Raw genomic sequence first — 18,247 nt, 5'->3', positions numbered from 1 at the left:
TATTTCAGGGTATTTGAAACCGGGGCTTGTCATTTAACCAACTTTGTTACTTATAAAATTATGAAAGGAACACCCGTAACCATAAAAGATATCGCCAAAGCGCTGAATATCTCTATTTCAACCGTTTCCAGAGCCTTGCGGGGAATGCCGGAAATACATGAAAGCACCAGAACTGCTGTCATAAAACTGGCTGAAGAACTGGACTATCAGCCCAATCAACTGGCCAAAAATCTGGCCAAAAGCCGCACAAAAACGATAGGTGTAATTGTTCCGAATCTGAGTTATTATTTCTTTTCTGCCGCGCTCAACAGCATTGAAGAAGCTGCCATGCAGGCTGGTTACAGTGTGATGGTCTGTCAGTCGAACGAATCATACCTTCGCGAAGTCACCAACATACAAAACCTCCTGAGAGGACAGGTTGAAGGTTTTATTATTTCACTGGCAAGAGATACCAACGATTATTCACATATCCATAAATTAATGAGAAAAGAGGTTCCGCTGGTGCTTTTCGACAGATATGCAGATGAGATTGAAGCAACAAAAGTGATCGTAAATAATAAAGAGGCTGCTTTTAAAGCCACGGAACATCTGCTCGAAAACGGTTGCAAAAAAATAGGTTTTTTAGCTGGCCCGCCAAACCTGCTGATAAGTACTCAACGTCTGATGGGATATAAGGAAGCCCTGGAAAAACATGGTATTGCATTTTCAAATACAAACGTTTTTCATACCGATTTTACCCAGGATAACACCGTCATTAAAACCCTTGAAATGATGAGTACACTCAATCCGGATGGCATTGTGGCAGTAAGCGACAGGATTGCCTTTTCAGCAATGTTTGCCCTTAAACAAAAAGGATTGAGAATTCCGGAAGACGTGGCAGTTGTCAGTTTTAACAATGAACCGATCTGTACACTGTTGTCTCCTACCCTCAGCAGTGTCAGTCAGCCTGTTCAGGAAATGGGAACAGAAGTGGTAAGATTATTACTCAGACAGATTGAAAATGAACATAAACTGCCTGTCGAAACCAAAATTCTTGAAACCAATCTGATTGTAAGAGAATCTTCAGCCAGAAAATAGCTTATTCCTGATAATACCTTCCGGCGATGCCCGGCTCAATGCTTTAATTTTATTTATTCCAACATAATTTACCCGAAAAACTCAACATTAACCATGAAAAGAAGAAAGTTTATTGCTGCCTCATCTATCATTGGCGTTACGGCCGTTTCTCCCTCAGTAAAGGCTGCAACTTTAGCAAAAACAGAGAAAGAAATTTATGAATGGCGGACTTATGAATTAAAAATGGGCGCTTCTCCAAGATTGGAAAGCTATCTTCAGAATGCCCTAATCCCTTGTCTGAACCGCTTAGGAGTAAGTAAAGTCGGGATTTTTAAAGAACTGAGTAAAGACGAACCTGCTAAAATTCATGTCCTGCTGGTTTTCTCTTCTCCCGATTCTTATTTCAAAGTTCTGGCGCAAATGAAGACGGCCAGCGAATATTTAAAAGCCAGTGAATCTTATCATCAGACCACTCCGGATAAAGCTATTTTCGACAGGCTGGCAAGTTCTCTGATGCTGGCATTTGATGGAATGCCTACGCTGACAGTCCCGGCCAATACTTCAAGAATTTTCGAATTAAGAACTTATGAAGGTTTTAATGAAGATGCGGTAAGAAGAAAAATAAAAATGTTTAACGAAGCAGAAATTGACATTTTCAACCATACAAAATTACATATTGTTTTCTTCGGAGAAGTCCTGGTTGGCGCAAGACTTCCTTGTCTGACTTATATGCTTACTTTCAAAGATATGGAAGAAAGAAATGCCAACTGGGCACAGTTCAGCGCAGATCCTGACTGGAAAAAAATCTCACAGGCTCCTGAATATGCGAACTCTGTTTCAAGGATTCAGCGGGTTTTCCTGGAGCCGCTGGCTTTTTCTCAGATTTAAAAATAGCCTTTCCGACACAAATAGCCTGGAAAGGCTATTTGCTTTTATTTCTGCGGAACTGCATGCAAAAGTTCCATGCCTACTGAAGATCGGGGTTTAAATCCTGTCCAGTTTTTATCATTTGAATTTTCATTTAATTCCAGGAATTTGCCAAAATCCTTCTTCTTCAGATGAATCCCTAAAAATGCTGTCACAAAATGCTGGTTGATATTATTGATTTTCTTCTCATTCCAGGCAGGTTCAGCATAGTGATAGTATTCCTGCAAAGGTAAACCTGGTTTTAATGCCTGATATGGCGGCGGATTGGGAGCCACGTTATGCCTTGCATTTATATAAGTCAGCAAATAACGGTCACTGTTTACCGCACCGGAATAAATGGCCTTGATACCATCTGCATATCCTGACACATCATCCTGACTCCCGGCTACAAAGAAAACAGGTACTTTCAGTCCTTTTAATCCTTCTGCATCCCAGGTTCCTCTTTGCATTCCCCAAGGCGCAAATGCAACAACAGCTTTGATTCTCGGATCATAAGAAGCTTTAAAATCAGGGTGATTGGTTGTTCTTACCTCCACCGCTTTACTGCCGGAAGTAAGCGATTCAAAAGTACTGAGCAGGGTCTGGCTATAACCTGCCCCGGCTACATTCAATACGCCATATCCTCCCATAGAATAACCGATTAAGGCTGTATTTTCTGCATCAACAATTCCTGAAAGAAAGTTTTTACTTTTGGTTTTTCCCAAATCTGCGATTTGATTGAGGATAAACAAGATATCTTTCGGTCGGTTCAGCAAGGTACTCGGAAATCCTCCTGCATCGCGATAAGTGGATTCGGTATGATCAATTGCCACCACAATATAACCCTTGGAAGCAAGATTTTCAGTAAGATAAGTCAGTAAAAGTCTTGAACCAAGATATCCGTGGGATACTACAATTAATGGAAAAGCCCCTTCAGCCGTCAGAGGAGCAGCATCTCTGGAAGCTCTTCCCTGAAAAGTATAAGGGATTAATGGTCTTTGCGGGTTATTTGCCGCACCCATTACCTGATCATATGTTACCAGTTCTTTAGCGCCATCGGGTAAAATTGCCGGGTACCAGACTTCCACCTTCAGCGGTCTGTCATAAACCGGGTCTATATTGTCTTTTCGTTTGAGAATATCAATCTGGCCTTTGTTTACAAATTCCAGGGTTCTGACACCAACTTTGTATGTGCCGCGTGCAGAAAGTTCAGGTGCATCGGGCAAAGCATCTCCGAAGATAAACTGATTATCATCCGTTTGGGCAGAAGCAGTAAAAATCAGTCCGTAAAAAAACAAAGAACTACTCAGCAGAAGCAGTAATCGTACAGTTTTGAATTTCATAGTTATACTTAGGATTGTTCAGGATGTGTGTTAAAACATGAAAAGTACGCAAAAGAGCATTATTAAACAAAACCGGAATATTAAGGTATTGTTCCGTTTTTAAGCTATAGTTTTACAGAAATTTATCATTTTTTACAGCTTTCTGAAACAGTCTATATTCTGATATTCAGGGCTAAGCCACTGAAATCTGTACCGCTAAAAGGTCTCAGTGATATTTTATCATTTTTCTTCATTCTTTTATGCCATTCCGGTACAAGAATCCCGGAAACTGCTCCGACTATAAAACCTGTAATCACATCTGTCTTAAAATGTTTTCCCGCTTCTGTTCTGTAATACCCGACCAGCGCCGGAGGAATTGCCGCAGCCGTAAAAATCAGAATCCGTTTAAGGCCTTTGATATGGTTATAATCTGTCAGGACTTTTGCCAGAAAGAAGGTAGAAGTTGTACTGAAAGATACATGCCCGCTGAAGAATGAATTGCTCTTGGCCAGACCTGTTTTATCTTTTATATCAAGTGCAGGATTATAAGTCAGCGGCCTCGGACGTCTTATCGGATAAGCGCAGGCGAAATAAACCGCATTGTCTATGGCATGAGTTACCATATAAAGTGTAAGCAAATCCAGCCAGTCTTTTCTCATTTTCTTATCAATCATTAGCAAGGCAGGGCTGAGAATGGAAACATTGAGGAAAAGATCAGATTTATCCTGAGCATTTGCAAATCCGGCAGGATCCTTGAAAGCAATCGGTCTGTCAAAAGAATTGAGGTCATTCGGATTTAGCTTCATTACATCACTTTCTGTCATTGTAGCTACGCGGTCAAGTTCCTTGAACCCGAAAAAAGATAAACCCACCCCTAAAACCGAACCAGTCAGTTCATATTTACGATTAACTTCATAAATTCGGGAAGTGGAATCTTTCTGAGCGGAAGTTGTCCTGATAAAAATAACCAACAAAAAAAGGATAATAATGGCTTTCCTCATAAGGCCTGATGCTTTTGTGAACGAATTGAAAATCGGAATAATATCGGTAAAAACCAATAAAATTGTGGAAAGAGTTCCTTAGATCCTGTAAACAGAAGTTGTTTGGCTCTTATTTGGAGCAATCCGGTGTTTATACCATTTCAGCAGCACTCCTTCAGTACAGTTATGATTATATTCCGGTAAAATATGCTCCGGCAAACTCATCCTTACTCAGCAATTGAAATAAGAAACAGTATATTTGTTTTTTCAAAATTGACCTATGCAAGAAGATATTTTATTTCAAATCAGTAATAAGCTTAAGGAAATCAGAAAACAAAAAGGCGTAACGCTTCAGGAAATTGCCAATGAAGCAGGAGTTACCAAAGGTCTGATTTCTCAGATAGAGAACAGCAGAACCATTCCATCTCTACCGGTAATGCTCGAGCTGATCAAGGCACTTGATATTGACCTGAATGTTTTTTTCAAGGACATTATCAGTTCTTCTTCACAGAAAGTTGTGGTAAAAAGAAAAGAAGATTATACTCCTTTTACGAAGGAAAATGCCAAAGGCTTTCATTATCAGCGTGTTTTCAGCAAAAAATTCAAAGACAATCATATTGACGTGGTTATTCTTCGTTTGCAGACTAATGCAAAACGGCCAATGGTACGCACCAATGCCTATGAATTTAAATACATACTGAAAGGTGCAGTGGAATATACCATCGGAAAAGAAAAATACATATTGAATGAAGGGGATTCTCTCTTTTATGATGCGAATGAACTTCATAATCTGAAAGCACTTAATGAAGAAGAAGCGATGCTTTTAGTAATTTATTTCTTTCAGGAAAACACCTGATAACGCATTAGCTGATCTCACATTATCATTTTTAAAAGGCGAAGAGGAACACTTCGCCTTTTTGCATTCTGTTTTGCACAAATGTTTAATATTATTTAACATTTGAATGAGAAAAAGATCTGAAAAAGCCTCATATCTTCGCAGGCATTCTTTAAATTTACGCTTTGATTGTTTACAAATACTAAATTATAATTCAAATTTAAAGACTTTTGTTACTAATAATAAACAACCAATTCAAAGAGCCGGCATTTTAACATTTCAATATATCTATACAATCCAATTAATTTCATGAACATCAAATTAGTTATTTTCGATCTGGCAGGAACCACTTTTCACGATAAAGGAAATGTTACCCAATGCTTTCAGGAAGCCATGAAAACTTACGGTTATGCTATTCCTACTGAAATAGTCAATGCTTTAATGGGTTACAAGAAAAATGTAGCTATCAGAATGATGCTGGATCAGTATGAATCTGATACAACCCTCATTACTGATAGTCTGATTGATAAAATTCATACTTGTTTTGTTGACAATATGATTGCCTTCTATCAAAACAGCCTTTCTATCGATCCCCTTCCGAATGTGGAAAATGTATTCCGTTCATTAAAATCTCAGCAGGTGAAAATTGGTCTTGATACCGGTTTTTCAAAAGACATTGCCAATATTATTCTGACGAGACTTGGCTGGCTTGAAAACGGGCTGGTAGATTTTCTGGTAGCGAGCGACGAAGTTCCGCAGGGAAGACCTTATCCATATATGATTCAGAAAATCATGGAACAGGCCGGAGTCAAAAACAGTGAAGAGGTAGTTAAAGTCGGGGATACCGAAGTTGATATCAACGAAGGCATAAATGCAGGATGCAAATATTCCGTAGCAGTTACAACCGGAGCATTTACCAGAGAGGCCCTGGAACCTTACAAACCATCTTTCATCATTGATGACATGATTGATTTACTTCCGATTCTTGCCGGAACAAACTTAAACTAAACCATGAACTTTTTTCCAGCCATCAGCCTGAGACTTAGCAGACAACCGCAATGGATTATCACCATTTACAGTGCGTTCATCTGCTTTTCTGTCTACAGTGCGGCCTTTATTATCCGGAAAGCCTTCATTGCTGCCAAATATGATCACATGCAGTTTGCAGGCGTGGATTATAAAGTCTGGCTCGTATGCGCACAGGTACTCGGGTACATGATGAGTAAATTTTTCGGGATAAAGTTCATTGCTGAAAATCAAAGAAATAATCAGGCCTTACTCATCAACAAACTCCTTTTAATTTCCTGGATAGCCTTACTGGGTTTTGCACTCGTTCCGGCTCCTTATAACATCGTTTTCTTTTTCCTGAATGGTTTTCCTCTAGGGATGATCTGGGGACTTCTATTCAGTTATATCGAAGGCAGAAGAACAACAGAACTCATGGGAGCATTACTCACCTCCAGTTTTATTTTTTCTTCGGGTTTTGCCAAATCTGCCGGAGAATGGCTGTTGAAAGTTCAGCATATCAATGAACAATGGATGCCTTTTGTAATCGGTGCAGTGTTTCTCTCTCCTACCTTGTTATTCACTCGTCTGCTTTCTACAATTCCTCCTCCGGACCTCGAGGATAATTCTCTGAGAAGTGAACGAAAACCCATGCAGACAAAGGAGAGGAAAGCCTTTCTTGCGCGGTTTTTAGGAGGATTGGTAATGGTCATTATAGCTTATACCATGCTGACAATTCTCCGGGATTTCCGTGACAATTTCGCCCCTGAAATTCTCTCAGACATTGGTTTAAATGGTTCAGGCATCATTTTCGCCCAAACCGAAATCGGCACAACATTGCTCGTTTTAGCGGTAATGGGCACATTTATCATCATTCGTGATAACCGGAAAGCCTTTATACTTTGTCACTGGATTTCTGTAGGTGGTCTTGTGATCACTTTAGGGGTAACTTATTTATTTTCAAAAGGTGAGCTGACCGGTTACTGGTGGTATCTACTTACCGGAGTTGGTCTTTATATCGGCTACATTCCTTTCAATTGCATTTATTTTGAACGGATGCTTGCTACTTATCAGATTTCGGGGAATGTCGGGTTTATCATGTATCTGGCAGATTCTTTTGGGTATTTAGGCAGTATGACAGTCTCTATGCTCAAAGGTTTCGGCACTTTGCATCTTACCTGGAGCGGCTTTTTTATGAGCTGTATCTATTTCGTAGGTTTTTCAGGCATTTTACTGATTATCCTTTCTCTTTTCTATTTCAAGCACAAATTAAGTACTCATATAGCAACAAATAAAACATAAGTATTTAATTATCAGAAATTTAAATCAAATCATTCAGGAAACAAATTAACGTTTAACATATGAAGCAAATTGACAACCAGCCTTCCGCTATTGTAATAGGCGCTGGTATAGTCGGATTGGCCATCAGCAGAAGTCTGGCAATTCAGGGATATAAGGTACAGGTTTTTGAACGTCATGAAAAAGCTGTAGGAGCCTCTATCCGAAACTTTGGCATGATCTGGCCAATCGGTCAGCCCAATGGCAAAATGTATAACAGAGCCATGAAAAGCAGAAGTATCTGGAAAGAAATCTGTGATGAAGCGGAATTATGGTATGAAGAGGCCGGAAGCATTCACCTGGCCTATTCTGAACTGGAAGCACAAGTGATGCAGGAAATTGCAGAAGGAAATGCCGGAGTCAGAAACATCAGATGGCTGAATACAGAAGAAGTTCTGGCAAAAACTCCCGCTGCCAATCCTGCCGGACTCAAAGGAGGACTCTGGAGCGGAGATGAGATGATCGTAGAGTCAAGAGTTGCGATACAAAAGCTCCCGGAATATTTAAGCAGGAAATACGATATCGGATTTCATTTCAGTCAGGCAGTCTCAGGAGTAGAGGGGAATACCGTTTTTTCAGGCAAGAAAACCTATCATGCAGATAAAATTTTCATTTGCAGCGGAGCAGATTTTGAAACTTTGTATCCGGAAATATTTGCTGAAAACCATTTTACAAAATGTAAACTTCAAATGATGCGGATCGTTTCTCAGCCTGAAAACTGGAGAATCGGGCCTTCTTTATGCGGTGGTTTGTCACTGATTCACTACAAGGGTTTTGAAATGGCACCTTCTCTTGCTGCCTTGAAGAAACATTATGAGGAAAACATGCCTGAATATCTGCAAAACGGCATTCATGTGATGGTTTCTCAGAACGGAGAAGGAGAATTAACCATAGGCGACAGCCATGAATACGGGCTTCATCTCGATCCGTTCGATCGTTCTGAAATCAATCAGCTGATTGTAAGCTACTTAAAAGAGTTTGCTTCTTTCAAAAACTGGGAAATCGCACAATCATGGAACGGAACCTATCCTAAAAGAACCAATGGTGAAGCTGATTTTGTTTATCAGCCTGCTGAAAATGTGTGGATTGTAAATGGAATGGGCGGAGCAGGAATGACCTTGTCATTCGGTCTGGCAGAGGAGGTGATTACTGAAGTATTATCCCAAACGCTTTGATTTTTTTAAATTTCAAACATATCAAAAACCATGAAAAGACGCTCATTTTTGAGTAAAACTTCCCTGATAGCCGCCTCCGGCTCATTACTTTCTGCCGGAGAAACACAGGCTAAAAGCATTCCCTCTGTGGAAAAACCTCTGCTCACAGTGGCACATATCACGGATGTTCACATAAGACCTGAGTATCATGCTCCCGAAATTTTCAAAAAATGTCTGGCTGAAATCATAAACAAACATCAGCCGGATTTCTTTCTGAATGGCGGAGATTCCATTTATGCTGCGGATTATAAAGGAATCAAAAGAGAAAGAGTATTGGAACAATGGAAAATCTGGGATGATTGTATGTCGTCGGTAAGAAAAAAATACGAAGTACATAGCTGCCTGGGCAACCATGATATGTGGTGGGATGCTCCCAACACCAATGATGAAATGTATGGGAAACCATATGTTGTAAAAAGACTTGGTATTCCTGACCGATTTTACAGTTTTAGCAAAAAAGGCTGGCATTTCATTATTCTGGATGGAAACCATGACGAGATTTCCCTTGACGAAAAACAATACGAATGGTTAGAAAAAGAACTGGAAAAACTGGCTCCCGGTACGCCAACGCTGTTACTCTCACATTATCCGATTCTTGGGGTAACTCCATCATTTGAAGGCGGACAGCATACTGATCATAAAAAACTCAAATCTCTTTTTTACAAACACAAAGATAAAGTGAGGGTTTGCCTGAGCGGACACAATCACTTGCTGGACAGAGCCTGGTATAATGATGTGCATTATTTCTGCAACGGGGCTGTCAGCGGGTTCTGGTGGGAACCTGGCGACAAAAACTCTGCCGGACCTTCTTATTTCCATGAAACAGCTCCGGGCTATGGCTTGTTAAAATTATATGCCAGTGGCAGGGTTGAAAACGAGTACATTGTTCACAAAATCTGAAAAATGCTTTAAAAACCGGAAGTCTCAAAAGGATTTCTCAAAACATCAATATGAAAAATATAATCCGTATCTCTCTGTTTTGCCTGATCCAGTTACTTACGCTTTCTGTAGGTCTGGCTCAATTGAAAAATGTTAAACATGTTATTCTCATCGGAGTAGATGGGCTGGGCGCTTATGCCATTCCGAAAGCGAATGCCCCTACTTTAAAAAACATGATGCAAAATGGTGCCTGGACACTCCATGCCAGAAGTGTTTTACCTTCTTCCAGTGCAGTAAACTGGGCTTCTATGATAATGGGAGCCGGCCCTGAATTACATGGTTTTACTGAATGGGGAAGTAAAGTTCCGGAACTTCCTTCCAAAGACACTACTCAGTATGGCTTATTCCCCTCTGTATTTTACCTCGCCAAAACACAAAAACCACAACTAAAAACCGCTGTAATTTTCGAGTGGCCGGGAATTGGATATCTGTTCGAAAAAAAATGTGTCAGTTATTTCAAAAATATAACGGGAGACAGCCTTACTTGCCTGAATGCATCTGAATACATCAGAAAAGAAAAACCCAACCTTCTTTTTATTCATTTCGGTGAAGTTGACCATGTAGGGCATGAAACCGGGCATGATACCAAAGCGTATTACAACCAGGTGAATAAACTGGATCAGTATGTCAAACAACTTCTTAATGCGCTGGATGAGGCCGGAATAGCTGATGAAACGCTTGTTTTACTTTCAGCAGATCATGGTGGTATTAACAAAGGACATGGCGGAAAAACATTGGTGGAAGTTGAAATTCCCTGGATTGCTTACGGAAAAGCTGTCAGACAAAAAGGCGAAATCAAACAAAGTATAGTTACCTACGACACAGCCGCTACCATTGCCTGGGTTTTAGGGTTAAATCCTCCTCAGCTCTGGACAGGAAGACCAGTTAAAAACATTTTCATCGGAAAGTAATCAGCATTTTATACCCAAAAGGGCAGAGTTATCTGAAATTCAGAGATAATTCTGCCCTTTTGAAGTTAATGCGACGTACTTTTTGTGGAAACATACTTCCCCAAAAAATCTTTTCAGGTTATCCTTTTAAATATTCAGACATTCTGTTCAAAAAGTCAATTTTAATCCTGAAATTCAGAAACAGAAATTTAAATATAACAACACCAGCACCATGTCTAATATTAATCTGATTATTGAAGAACGCCCACGCAATATCGGTAATTTTATGGTGGGAAGGCTCCTGCCTTTTCAGGGGAAAAGAATGGTCGGTCCATTCATCTTTATTGACCATATGGGACCTGCCAGATTAAGCGACCATCAAAATATGGATGTTCCTCCTCATCCTCACATCGGACTGTCCACCTTAACTTATCTGTTTGAAGGCAATATTATGCATAAAGACAGCCTGGGGACAGAAATCGAAATTAAGCCGGGTCAGGTCAACTGGATGACAGCCGGAAGCGGAATTGTACACTCGGAAAGAACGCCGGAATACCTTCGTCATTCAGAAAAAATATTACATGGATTACAAATATGGGTAGCATTACCCAAAGAGCTGGAAGAAATGGAACCTTCCTTTTTCCATGCCGCTGAAGAGGATTTACCTCATTGGAAATCAGAGGGTTTGTCTTATAAACTTGTGGCAGGTTCATTTGCCGGAAAAGAATCCCCTGTTCCTGTTTACAGTCCATTGTATTTTCTGGAAATAAAAAGTACAAGTGCTCAAAAAGTCTCAATCGGGAGTGAATTATATGGTGAAGCAGGGCTTTATATTTTAGAGGGAAGTGTGGAAGGAGAAGGAAATACATTTGGTCCCAAACAATTATTAGTGGCAAAAAACAGCCAGTTATGTGAGTTTGAAATGGCGGAAAATACGACGGTTTATATTTTCGGCGGAGAACCTCTCCCTGAAGACCGTCTGATTTACTGGAATTTTGTAGCAACAGATCATGAACATATTGAAAATGCCAAAATGAAATGGCAGGAACAATCTTTTGTCCCTGTACCCGGAGAAACAGAATTTGTTCCGCTTCCACAAGAATCTCCCAATCTAAAGTTAAAATAATGGCAAGTATCTCAGCAAGTATCGGACAAGAACCTTATAAAACAGAGATTAAATCTGCAACCAATCATATCATTGCGGACGAACCTCTCAGTTCAGGCGGAAAAGACCTTGGCTTCTCCCCGGATGAACTCTTAGCCTCCGCTTTGGGCGCATGTACCTGCGCTACTTTACGCATGTATGCCGACAGAAAGGGTTGGGCTGAACTTACAGGAATAAATGTGGATGTTTCTTTTTCAAGAGATATTCAGGCGAATGTTTCTCATCTCAAACGTAACATTGAGCTTGTCGGGGTACTTTCTGAAGAACAGAAAACACGCTTACTGGCTATTGCCAACAAATGCCCGATGCATCAGACTCTCACACATTCGATAGAAATTGAAACTGCATTGGTTTAATCTGCCTTCACAAAAACAACAATGAATCCCCCTAGCCAGAGGGATTCATTAGTCAATCTTTAACTAAATTATTCTACTCCAAACTAAGACCTTAAGGTTTTAAAGGGACAGCAGATACCGGCTGACCATTTTTATCAACTTCTACCACTTCATATCCTAATTTATCCAAACCCGGTTTAATCATTTTTTTATCTCCCACTACTACAATAATCATTTTGTCGAGCTGTAAATATTTCTTTGCCAGCTGATCAATTTCAGCTTTTGTGATATGGCTCAGCAGCTCTTTTCTTTCGGTCACAAAATTGGCGATTTCAGGATAATCCAGAATCAAGCCCAAAAATGAAGCTTTCTGAGAAGGTGTTTCATATTTAAGGGCATCACTCTGACCTATTGAGTTTTTCGTAAAAATCAACTCGTCTTCTGTAATTCCGTTTCTGGCATAATTGGTTATTTCTTTCAAAAATTCCACCACAGAACTATCTGTAGCCATCGCTTTTACGCCTGCCTGCGCAGTAAATGCTCCGGGTAACCTGGTGTTGCTGAAAGAGGAACGCGCACCATATGTATAACCTTTTTCTTCTCTCAGGTTCAGGTTAATCCGGCTGTTAAAAGCCCCGCCCAGGATATAATTCATCACAAAACTTTTGTAATACTCCCCAACCGGGCTGTAAGGCAAGCCTGCAAGATACCCGATCCTGATTTCTGACTGAGCAGCCTTCTCTTTATCAATCAGGTAAATTTTTGTATTAAATGACGGCGTTTCACTGAGTTTCTCCGGTAATGAAATCTTCTTCGGCTCCCATTGGTTCAGGAATGAAAGTTTAGGAATTAATGCAGATTTCTGAATAGCGCCTACTGCCACGATCTGGGTATTGGAAGGAGAGAAATTATTCCTGTAAAATTGTACAACGTCTTCAAGACTAATATTTTTTACCGTTTCAAGCGTTCCGCTTATTGGGTACGACTGAACATTTTTGGGTCCATACAACAATTTATCAAATACCTGACTGGCAATGGCTACCGGCTGTGTACTCTGGTTTGAAATCCCTTCAAGTTGCTGTTTTTTCAACCGTTCAAAATCCTCGGCAGCAAATTTTGGATGGAACATTTTCTCTTCCAGAACAGCAAGTGTTGCATCAAGGTTTTTCACAGGGGAATTAACCGTTACATAAACCCCTTCCGCGCCATAATTAAATGAAATTGTACTTCCCAGTTTCTGTAATTGCGTGCTGAGTTCTTCTGATGAATGCCTTTCCGTTGATTCGTTCATCATTGAAACAGTAAGTGGTACAATTCCTACTTTCGATAAATCATTTGCTGATAAAGTATGCCCCCCTTTTAAGATCACTGATAAAGTAACAGCCGGAATTTCATCTGATGTTGTTCCGATCACTTTAATACCATTTTTCAGTTTATCTGTCCAGTAAGGCGGAACTTTTAATTCAGGATTGGCTCCCGGAGATGGTTTTTGGTTTCTGTCAAAATTGTCTTTTGCTTTGACATATTTCAAACCCTTATACCCGTAATCCGGTGCTTTGTAATTTGCCGTAGAGGCTGTAAAGTTGTCAGCAGCTAAAATCAGGTCTTTTTTACCTTTTGGATAAACACTGAGAAAAACAGCATTTTTACCTTTTACATACTGATTATAAACACGCATTACATCTTCTTTTGTAACAGATTGCACGGCTTTTAATTCTACAGGCAAATAATTCGGATTTCCCGGGAAGGTCTGAAAGCCTGCCAATTGAGAAGCCTTTCCCGCCACACTTGAAAGACTCTGAATCAGGTTCGACTCATAACTCGCTTTAAATTGAGCAATATCATCATCGGTAACACCTCTCTTTTCAAATTCTTCGAGAGAAAGACGAATCAAAGATTCCATCGTTTCCAGTTTGGTATTTGGAAGCGGCAAAGTCAAAAGAGTCAGCTCTCCGGCCAGCTCAGTGGTTGGATGGCTCACAGAAACCTGAATAGCCTTTTGTGTTTTTATGAAGTTTTTGTAAAAAATTGAAGTTCTCCCTCCTCCCAGAATTTCTGCCAAAACATCCAGTGCTTTTTCGTCAGGATGATATGCCGGAACCGTCGGAAATACAACCTGCAACATCGGGAAACGCACATTATCTTCATAAGAAACATAACGGTTATTTTCAAGTCTGAAAGCAGGAACAATAGTTTTTGTGACCGAAGGACATTTAGGAATAGAACCGAAATACTTCTCAACCCATCTGAGAGTTTGTTTCACGTCAACATCTCCTCCGATCGTTAATGTAGCGTTATTAGGACCATACCAGCGTAAAAAGAAATCTTTGAGATCTTTTACATTTACTCTGTTTAAGTCTTCAATATATCCGATAGTGAGCCATGAATAAGGATGACCGTAGGGATATAAAGTTTTTGCTATATACTCTCCGGCCAGACCATACGGACGATTGTCGTAATTCTGGCCTCTTTCATTTTTTACAGTTGCTCTTTGTACTTCAAACTTTTTCTGGGTAACAGCATCCAGCAAAAAACCCATCCGGTCAGACTCCAGCCAAAGTGCACGTTCCAACTGATTTTTAGGAATGGTTTCAAAATAATTCGTGCGGTCGCGGTTTGTAGTTCCGTTCATGGTTCCCCCTGCTTCAGTAATCAGCTTGAAATGTTCCTCATCCGCAACATGGTCCGAACCCTGAAACATCATATGCTCAAAGAAATGGGCAAAACCGGATTTCCCGATTTCTTCTCTGGCCGAACCTACGTGATACGTAACATCAACATGAACCACAGGATCAGAATGGTCTTCATGAATCAGTAAGGTCAGTCCGTTTGATAATACGTATTTTTCATAAGGAATAATTAGCTCATTTCCTTTTTTTGTTACCTTTTCAAGCAATTTTGCCTGTGAAAAAGCTGAATTAATCAACGCAAAGCACAAAAGCATTGCGAAACATAGTTTAATGTTTTTCATTTTTGTTGTTTTTTAAAGAAGAAAACGGGTTAGGTTTATATAGATTCCCAACCTTTGATAGCCCCTTTTCTTCCTGCTGATACACCTTCCTGTTTTTCTGTCAACACGCTTCTATCCAAAAATCTTTTACTTTCTTTCCCGGAAAACTTTTTTCCCTTCATCCAAAAACCTCACAAAATTTTCCGGCTCATAATCAGCACCTTGCGGAGCTACCAACGACTTTTCATTGCTGTCAAACAATACATAATATGGCTGGGAATTGGCATTGAACCGCTGTGCCTGCATATCGCTCCATTTATTGCCAATGGTTTTAATGAATTTCCCGCTATAGACAGATGTAGTCTGTTCATTTTTTGCCAGCTCTGTTTTATCATCTACATAGAGTTGAATCAGAACGTAATCTTCTCTTAGCCGTTTCAACACTTCCGGTTTAGACCAGACTGTCGCTTCCATTTTACGACAATTCACGCAGGCATGACCTGTAAAGTCAATCATAACAGGTTTATTCACTTTTCTGGCATAAGCCAACCCTTCCTCGTAATCAAAAAAAGTATTCAGATTTAAAGGCGCATGAAAAATATCACTGTATTTTACGGAGACACGATGCTCACTGGCGGATGAACTCATCCCTCCGAGACTTCCGGTGTACAGGTCAAAATCCTGTGTGTGCTGAGGAGGCAAAAAAGCTGCGATTGACTGCAAAGGAGCTCCCCAAAGTCCAGGAACCATATAAAAAGTAAATGAGGTTGATATAATAGCCAGAAATAACCTTGGGGTGGAAATAAAAACCAAAGGACTGTCATGCGAAAACTTTAATTTTCCCAGCAGATACAAACTCATGAACCCGAAAATTACTATCCACAATACCAGAAAAACTTCTCTGTCAAACCATTCCCAATGATACGCCAGGTCAACATTTGACAGGAATTTCAGGGCCAGAGCCAGTTCGAGAAATCCCAGGACGACTTTCACACTATTCAGCCATCCTCCTGATTTTGGCAGAGCATTCAGCCAGGAAGGAAACATGGCAAACAAAGTAAATGGCAAAGCTAAGGCCAGTGCAAAACCGAACATGCCGACGGCGGGTCCTAAAATCTGACCCATTGTGGCTGCCTGAACCAAAAGTGTTCCGATAATTGGTCCGGTACAGGAGAAAGAAACCAGCGCCAAAGTAGTTGCCATAAAGAAAATCCCTAAGAATCCCCCTTTGTCAGCTTTAGAATCAGCTGCATTCAGCCAGGAAGCAGGCAGCATTAGCTCAAATGCTCCCAAAAACGAAGCGGCAAAAGCTAATAACAACACAAAAAAAGCAAAATTAAAAATGCCATTTGTTGAAAGGTTATTCAAGGCATCTGCTCCGAAAAAAACCGTGATGCACAAGCCTAAACTGACGTAAATGACTATGATCGACAAGCCGTACAGCATTGATTTCCGTATTCCGTCCGCTTTCGAACCCTTTTGCTTGGTAAAAAAGCTCACTGTCATCGGCAGCATCGGAAAAATACAAGGCATTAAAATCGCGGCAAATCCTCCTAAAAGTCCTGCTAAAAAGGTAAGCCAGAGAGGTTGAGATACTGCTTTTTTTTTAGATTTCTGTTCAATATCCAGCGGGTTTTCCTGTATCTCCGGCTGAACAGCCTTCTTAAAAACCGTTTCATTAACAGAGTCTTTGCTGATAGGGTTGCCATGAACATCTTCAGTACTTTTTTTCTCTTTTGTTTTCTCCGGAGAAACCGGAATCGAAAATTCTACCTGATCCGGCGGAAGGCACTGTACGTCGTTGCAGACCATAAATTCAAGACTTCCTTTTACGGTTGTACCAGGCTTTTTCAGCTTTATTTTTTGAGAAAAAACAGCTTTATGTTCGAACCAGAGGATATTCATGTTAAACGACTGGTCGAAGGCTTTCGTGGGTTTACTGTTTTCAGCTACTGAACCCATCAGGTCATAATCCTCAGATCTGGTAAATGTAAAGGAAGTAGGCACGGGGCCTCCACCCTCAATATGCTGAGAATAAATATGCCAGTGTTTTTCAATCGTAGCCGTCAATGTCAGTAATGCGTCTGTATCATTGATCGCTTTTGCTTTGAACGCCCAGGTGACAGGATGTTCGATTTGAGCCGGACAAAACCGGGTCAATAAGAGCAGGAAAATTACAAGGTATTTTTTCATAAGAAACGAGACCCTTTCATGAAAAGAAATGTGGTTAATTAAATAAGATTTGGCAAAGAAATTGGTAAACGACTTATCGGACGATAATCAGTAAATTCAATTTCCGGTGATAGATAGTCGTTTTTGACAGGTTCTTCCTTCATCAGATCTGTACTTAAGTATTTTTTATTGCTATCGCAAAGAATGGTAACGATTCGGGCAGATCTTCCCATTTCATTTTGCAGTTTGATGGCTCCTATCAGATTGGCCCCTGAAGAAATTCCTACTGCTATTCCCAATTGAGAGGCCAGTTTCTGTGCAACCAGAATTGAATCTCCGTCACTTGCCTGAACCGGAAAGTGCAGCTCATTCAATTTGACTATTTCCGGAATAAATTCATCAGAAATACCCTGAATTCTATGAGTCCCTATCTTTTTACCTGCGGTAAGGGTTGGGGATTCCTTCGGTTCAAGCGGATGGATACGGATATCAGGCTTTCTGGATTTGAGAAAACGCCCTACACCCATCACTGTTCCTCCGGTGCCAACTCCTGCTACAAATGCATCAGGAGTAATATCAATGTTTTGCAACTGAAGCCAGATTTCTTTTCCGGTTGTCTGCTGATGAGCATCTGCATTATAGCGATTGGCAAATTGCCGGGGCAGAAAAATACAGGGATCACCGGCGGCCAGCTCTTCCGAAAATTTTATACTCCCCAGAAAACCACCTTCCTTTTTACTGATTAAGGTAATTTTGGCTCCCAGGCTACTTATGATATCCGTTCGTTCTTTGCTTAACCAGTCGGGCATGATAATTTGTACAGGATGCCCCAATGTGCGGCCAATTGCGGCAAAGGATATACCGGTACTCCCACTGGTTGCTTCCACAATTAAATCTCCGGCATTGATTTTACCCTCCTGATAAGATTGTTGCAGGATATACAAAGCCATTCGGTCTTTGATACTTCCGGTCAGGTTATAATGCTCACATTTTACGTACAGGGAACGGGATTGCCCCCGGTACGTATAGAAAATCTCCATCATGGGGGTATTGCCTACCAAATGCCACAAATGATTGAATTTTTCCTGAAGGTCTTTATTTAATCCGATTGTTTTTGTTGTTGACTGCATGTTTTTACGC

At 40.4% G+C, this 18,247-nt stretch carries 15 protein-coding genes; 10 read left to right on the top strand and 5 right to left on the bottom strand.

What is annotated here, in order from left to right:
• The first annotated feature begins 60 nt into the window (after positions 1–60).
• Together BM179_RS03220 and BM179_RS03215 are read left to right on the top strand one after the other, a co-directional pair.
• A complete protein-coding gene (locus BM179_RS03220) occupies positions 61–1,077 on the top strand; it encodes a LacI family DNA-binding transcriptional regulator (protein ID WP_092012146.1) in 1,017 nt (338 codons plus the stop codon).
• A gap of 93 nt (positions 1,078–1,170) precedes the next feature.
• Positions 1,171–1,944 (top strand): NIPSNAP family protein, encoded by a 774-nt coding sequence (locus BM179_RS03215; RefSeq protein WP_092012143.1) that lies wholly within the window; start codon positions 1,171–1,173, stop codon positions 1,942–1,944.
• A 44-nt stretch (positions 1,945–1,988) separates the two neighbouring features.
• On the opposite strand, the gene BM179_RS03210 is transcribed toward BM179_RS03215, so the two are convergent.
• The gene (locus tag BM179_RS03210) at positions 1,989–3,305 is read right to left on the bottom strand and encodes an alpha/beta hydrolase family protein (RefSeq protein WP_092012141.1); all 1,317 of its coding nucleotides are present in this window, start codon (positions 3,303–3,305) and stop codon (positions 1,989–1,991) included.
• A 152-nt stretch (positions 3,306–3,457) separates the two neighbouring features.
• Complete coding sequence (locus tag BM179_RS03205) at positions 3,458–4,285, bottom strand: phosphatase PAP2 family protein (protein WP_092012138.1); 828 nt, start codon at positions 4,283–4,285, stop codon at positions 3,458–3,460.
• A 259-nt stretch (positions 4,286–4,544) separates the two neighbouring features.
• On the opposite strand from BM179_RS03205, the gene BM179_RS03200 reads away from it, so the two are divergent.
• The 8 genes from BM179_RS03200 to BM179_RS03165 all read left to right on the top strand — a co-directional run bounded on the left by BM179_RS03200 (position 4,545) and on the right by BM179_RS03165 (position 12,006).
• A complete protein-coding gene (locus BM179_RS03200; RefSeq protein ID WP_092012135.1) occupies positions 4,545–5,120 on the top strand; it encodes a helix-turn-helix domain-containing protein in 576 nt (191 codons plus the stop codon).
• A 288-nt stretch (positions 5,121–5,408) separates the two neighbouring features.
• Positions 5,409–6,107, top strand: coding sequence for an HAD-IA family hydrolase (locus BM179_RS03195; RefSeq protein WP_092012132.1), 699 nt, complete (start codon positions 5,409–5,411; stop codon positions 6,105–6,107).
• Between the two features lie 3 nt (positions 6,108–6,110).
• A complete protein-coding gene (locus tag BM179_RS03190) occupies positions 6,111–7,406 on the top strand; it encodes a DUF5690 family protein (RefSeq protein ID WP_143095141.1) in 1,296 nt (431 codons plus the stop codon).
• A gap of 59 nt (positions 7,407–7,465) precedes the next feature.
• Positions 7,466–8,617, top strand: coding sequence for a TIGR03364 family FAD-dependent oxidoreductase (locus tag BM179_RS03185; protein ID WP_092012125.1), 1,152 nt, complete (start codon positions 7,466–7,468; stop codon positions 8,615–8,617).
• Between the two features lie 30 nt (positions 8,618–8,647).
• On the top strand, positions 8,648–9,556 hold the full coding sequence (locus tag BM179_RS03180; protein ID WP_092012121.1) for a metallophosphoesterase family protein: 909 nt from the start codon (positions 8,648–8,650) through the stop codon (positions 9,554–9,556).
• Between the two features lie 50 nt (positions 9,557–9,606).
• Positions 9,607–10,506, top strand: a complete 900-nt coding sequence (locus BM179_RS03175; protein WP_092012118.1) for an alkaline phosphatase family protein — start codon at positions 9,607–9,609, stop codon at positions 10,504–10,506.
• 211 nt (positions 10,507–10,717) lie between these two features.
• On the top strand, positions 10,718–11,611 hold the full coding sequence (locus tag BM179_RS03170; RefSeq protein WP_092012115.1) for a pirin family protein: 894 nt from the start codon (positions 10,718–10,720) through the stop codon (positions 11,609–11,611).
• The gene (locus tag BM179_RS03165) at positions 11,611–12,006 is read left to right on the top strand and encodes an OsmC family protein (RefSeq protein ID WP_092012112.1); all 396 of its coding nucleotides are present in this window, start codon (positions 11,611–11,613) and stop codon (positions 12,004–12,006) included. The genes BM179_RS03170 and BM179_RS03165 overlap by 1 nt, the downstream gene beginning before the upstream one ends.
• Positions 12,007–12,097: 91 nt before the next feature.
• Here BM179_RS03165 and BM179_RS03160 read toward each other — a convergent pair whose 3' ends face one another.
• The 3 genes from BM179_RS03160 to BM179_RS03150 form a co-directional block, all read right to left on the bottom strand.
• Positions 12,098–14,956 carry a M16 family metallopeptidase gene (locus BM179_RS03160; RefSeq protein WP_092012109.1) on the bottom strand — a complete coding sequence of 953 codons (2,859 nt, stop codon included), beginning with the start codon at positions 14,954–14,956 and terminating at the stop codon, positions 12,098–12,100.
• A gap of 126 nt (positions 14,957–15,082) precedes the next feature.
• Complete coding sequence (locus tag BM179_RS03155) at positions 15,083–17,128, bottom strand: protein-disulfide reductase DsbD family protein (RefSeq protein ID WP_092012106.1); 2,046 nt, start codon at positions 17,126–17,128, stop codon at positions 15,083–15,085.
• Positions 17,129–17,166: 38 nt separating this feature from the next.
• Complete coding sequence (locus BM179_RS03150; RefSeq protein WP_092012102.1) at positions 17,167–18,237, bottom strand: PLP-dependent cysteine synthase family protein; 1,071 nt, start codon at positions 18,235–18,237, stop codon at positions 17,167–17,169.
• Positions 18,238–18,247: the final 10 nt, after the last annotated feature.

It is taken from the genome of Pseudarcicella hirudinis (assembly GCF_900115665.1).
GTDB classification, from domain to species: Bacteria; Bacteroidota; Bacteroidia; order Cytophagales; family Spirosomataceae; genus Pseudarcicella; species Pseudarcicella hirudinis.
The sequence above is the reverse complement of the archived record's forward strand: the minus strand, read 5'-3'. Positions and strand labels throughout refer to the sequence as shown.

What these genes read in the sequence shown, in the direction of transcription:
- BM179_RS03220 (WP_092012146.1), top strand. Translation starts at nt 61, where the DNA reads ATGAAAGGAACACCCGTAACCATAAAAGATATCGCCAAAGCGCTGAAT.
- BM179_RS03215 (WP_092012143.1), top strand. Translation starts at nt 1,171, where the DNA reads ATGAAAAGAAGAAAGTTTATTGCTGCCTCATCTATCATTGGCGTTACG.
- BM179_RS03210 (WP_092012141.1), bottom strand. Translation starts at nt 3,305, where the DNA reads ATGAAATTCAAAACTGTACGATTACTGCTTCTGCTGAGTAGTTCTTTG.
- BM179_RS03205 (WP_092012138.1), bottom strand. Translation starts at nt 4,285, where the DNA reads ATGAGGAAAGCCATTATTATCCTTTTTTTGTTGGTTATTTTTATCAGG.
- BM179_RS03200 (WP_092012135.1), top strand. Translation starts at nt 4,545, where the DNA reads ATGCAAGAAGATATTTTATTTCAAATCAGTAATAAGCTTAAGGAAATC.
- BM179_RS03195 (WP_092012132.1), top strand. Translation starts at nt 5,409, where the DNA reads ATGAACATCAAATTAGTTATTTTCGATCTGGCAGGAACCACTTTTCAC.
- BM179_RS03190 (WP_143095141.1), top strand. Translation starts at nt 6,111, where the DNA reads ATGAACTTTTTTCCAGCCATCAGCCTGAGACTTAGCAGACAACCGCAA.
- BM179_RS03185 (WP_092012125.1), top strand. Translation starts at nt 7,466, where the DNA reads ATGAAGCAAATTGACAACCAGCCTTCCGCTATTGTAATAGGCGCTGGT.
- BM179_RS03180 (WP_092012121.1), top strand. Translation starts at nt 8,648, where the DNA reads ATGAAAAGACGCTCATTTTTGAGTAAAACTTCCCTGATAGCCGCCTCC.
- BM179_RS03175 (WP_092012118.1), top strand. Translation starts at nt 9,607, where the DNA reads ATGAAAAATATAATCCGTATCTCTCTGTTTTGCCTGATCCAGTTACTT.
- BM179_RS03170 (WP_092012115.1), top strand. Translation starts at nt 10,718, where the DNA reads ATGTCTAATATTAATCTGATTATTGAAGAACGCCCACGCAATATCGGT.
- BM179_RS03165 (WP_092012112.1), top strand. Translation starts at nt 11,611, where the DNA reads ATGGCAAGTATCTCAGCAAGTATCGGACAAGAACCTTATAAAACAGAG.
- BM179_RS03160 (WP_092012109.1), bottom strand. Translation starts at nt 14,956, where the DNA reads ATGAAAAACATTAAACTATGTTTCGCAATGCTTTTGTGCTTTGCGTTG.
- BM179_RS03155 (WP_092012106.1), bottom strand. Translation starts at nt 17,128, where the DNA reads ATGAAAAAATACCTTGTAATTTTCCTGCTCTTATTGACCCGGTTTTGT.
- BM179_RS03150 (WP_092012102.1), bottom strand. Translation starts at nt 18,237, where the DNA reads ATGCAGTCAACAACAAAAACAATCGGATTAAATAAAGACCTTCAGGAA.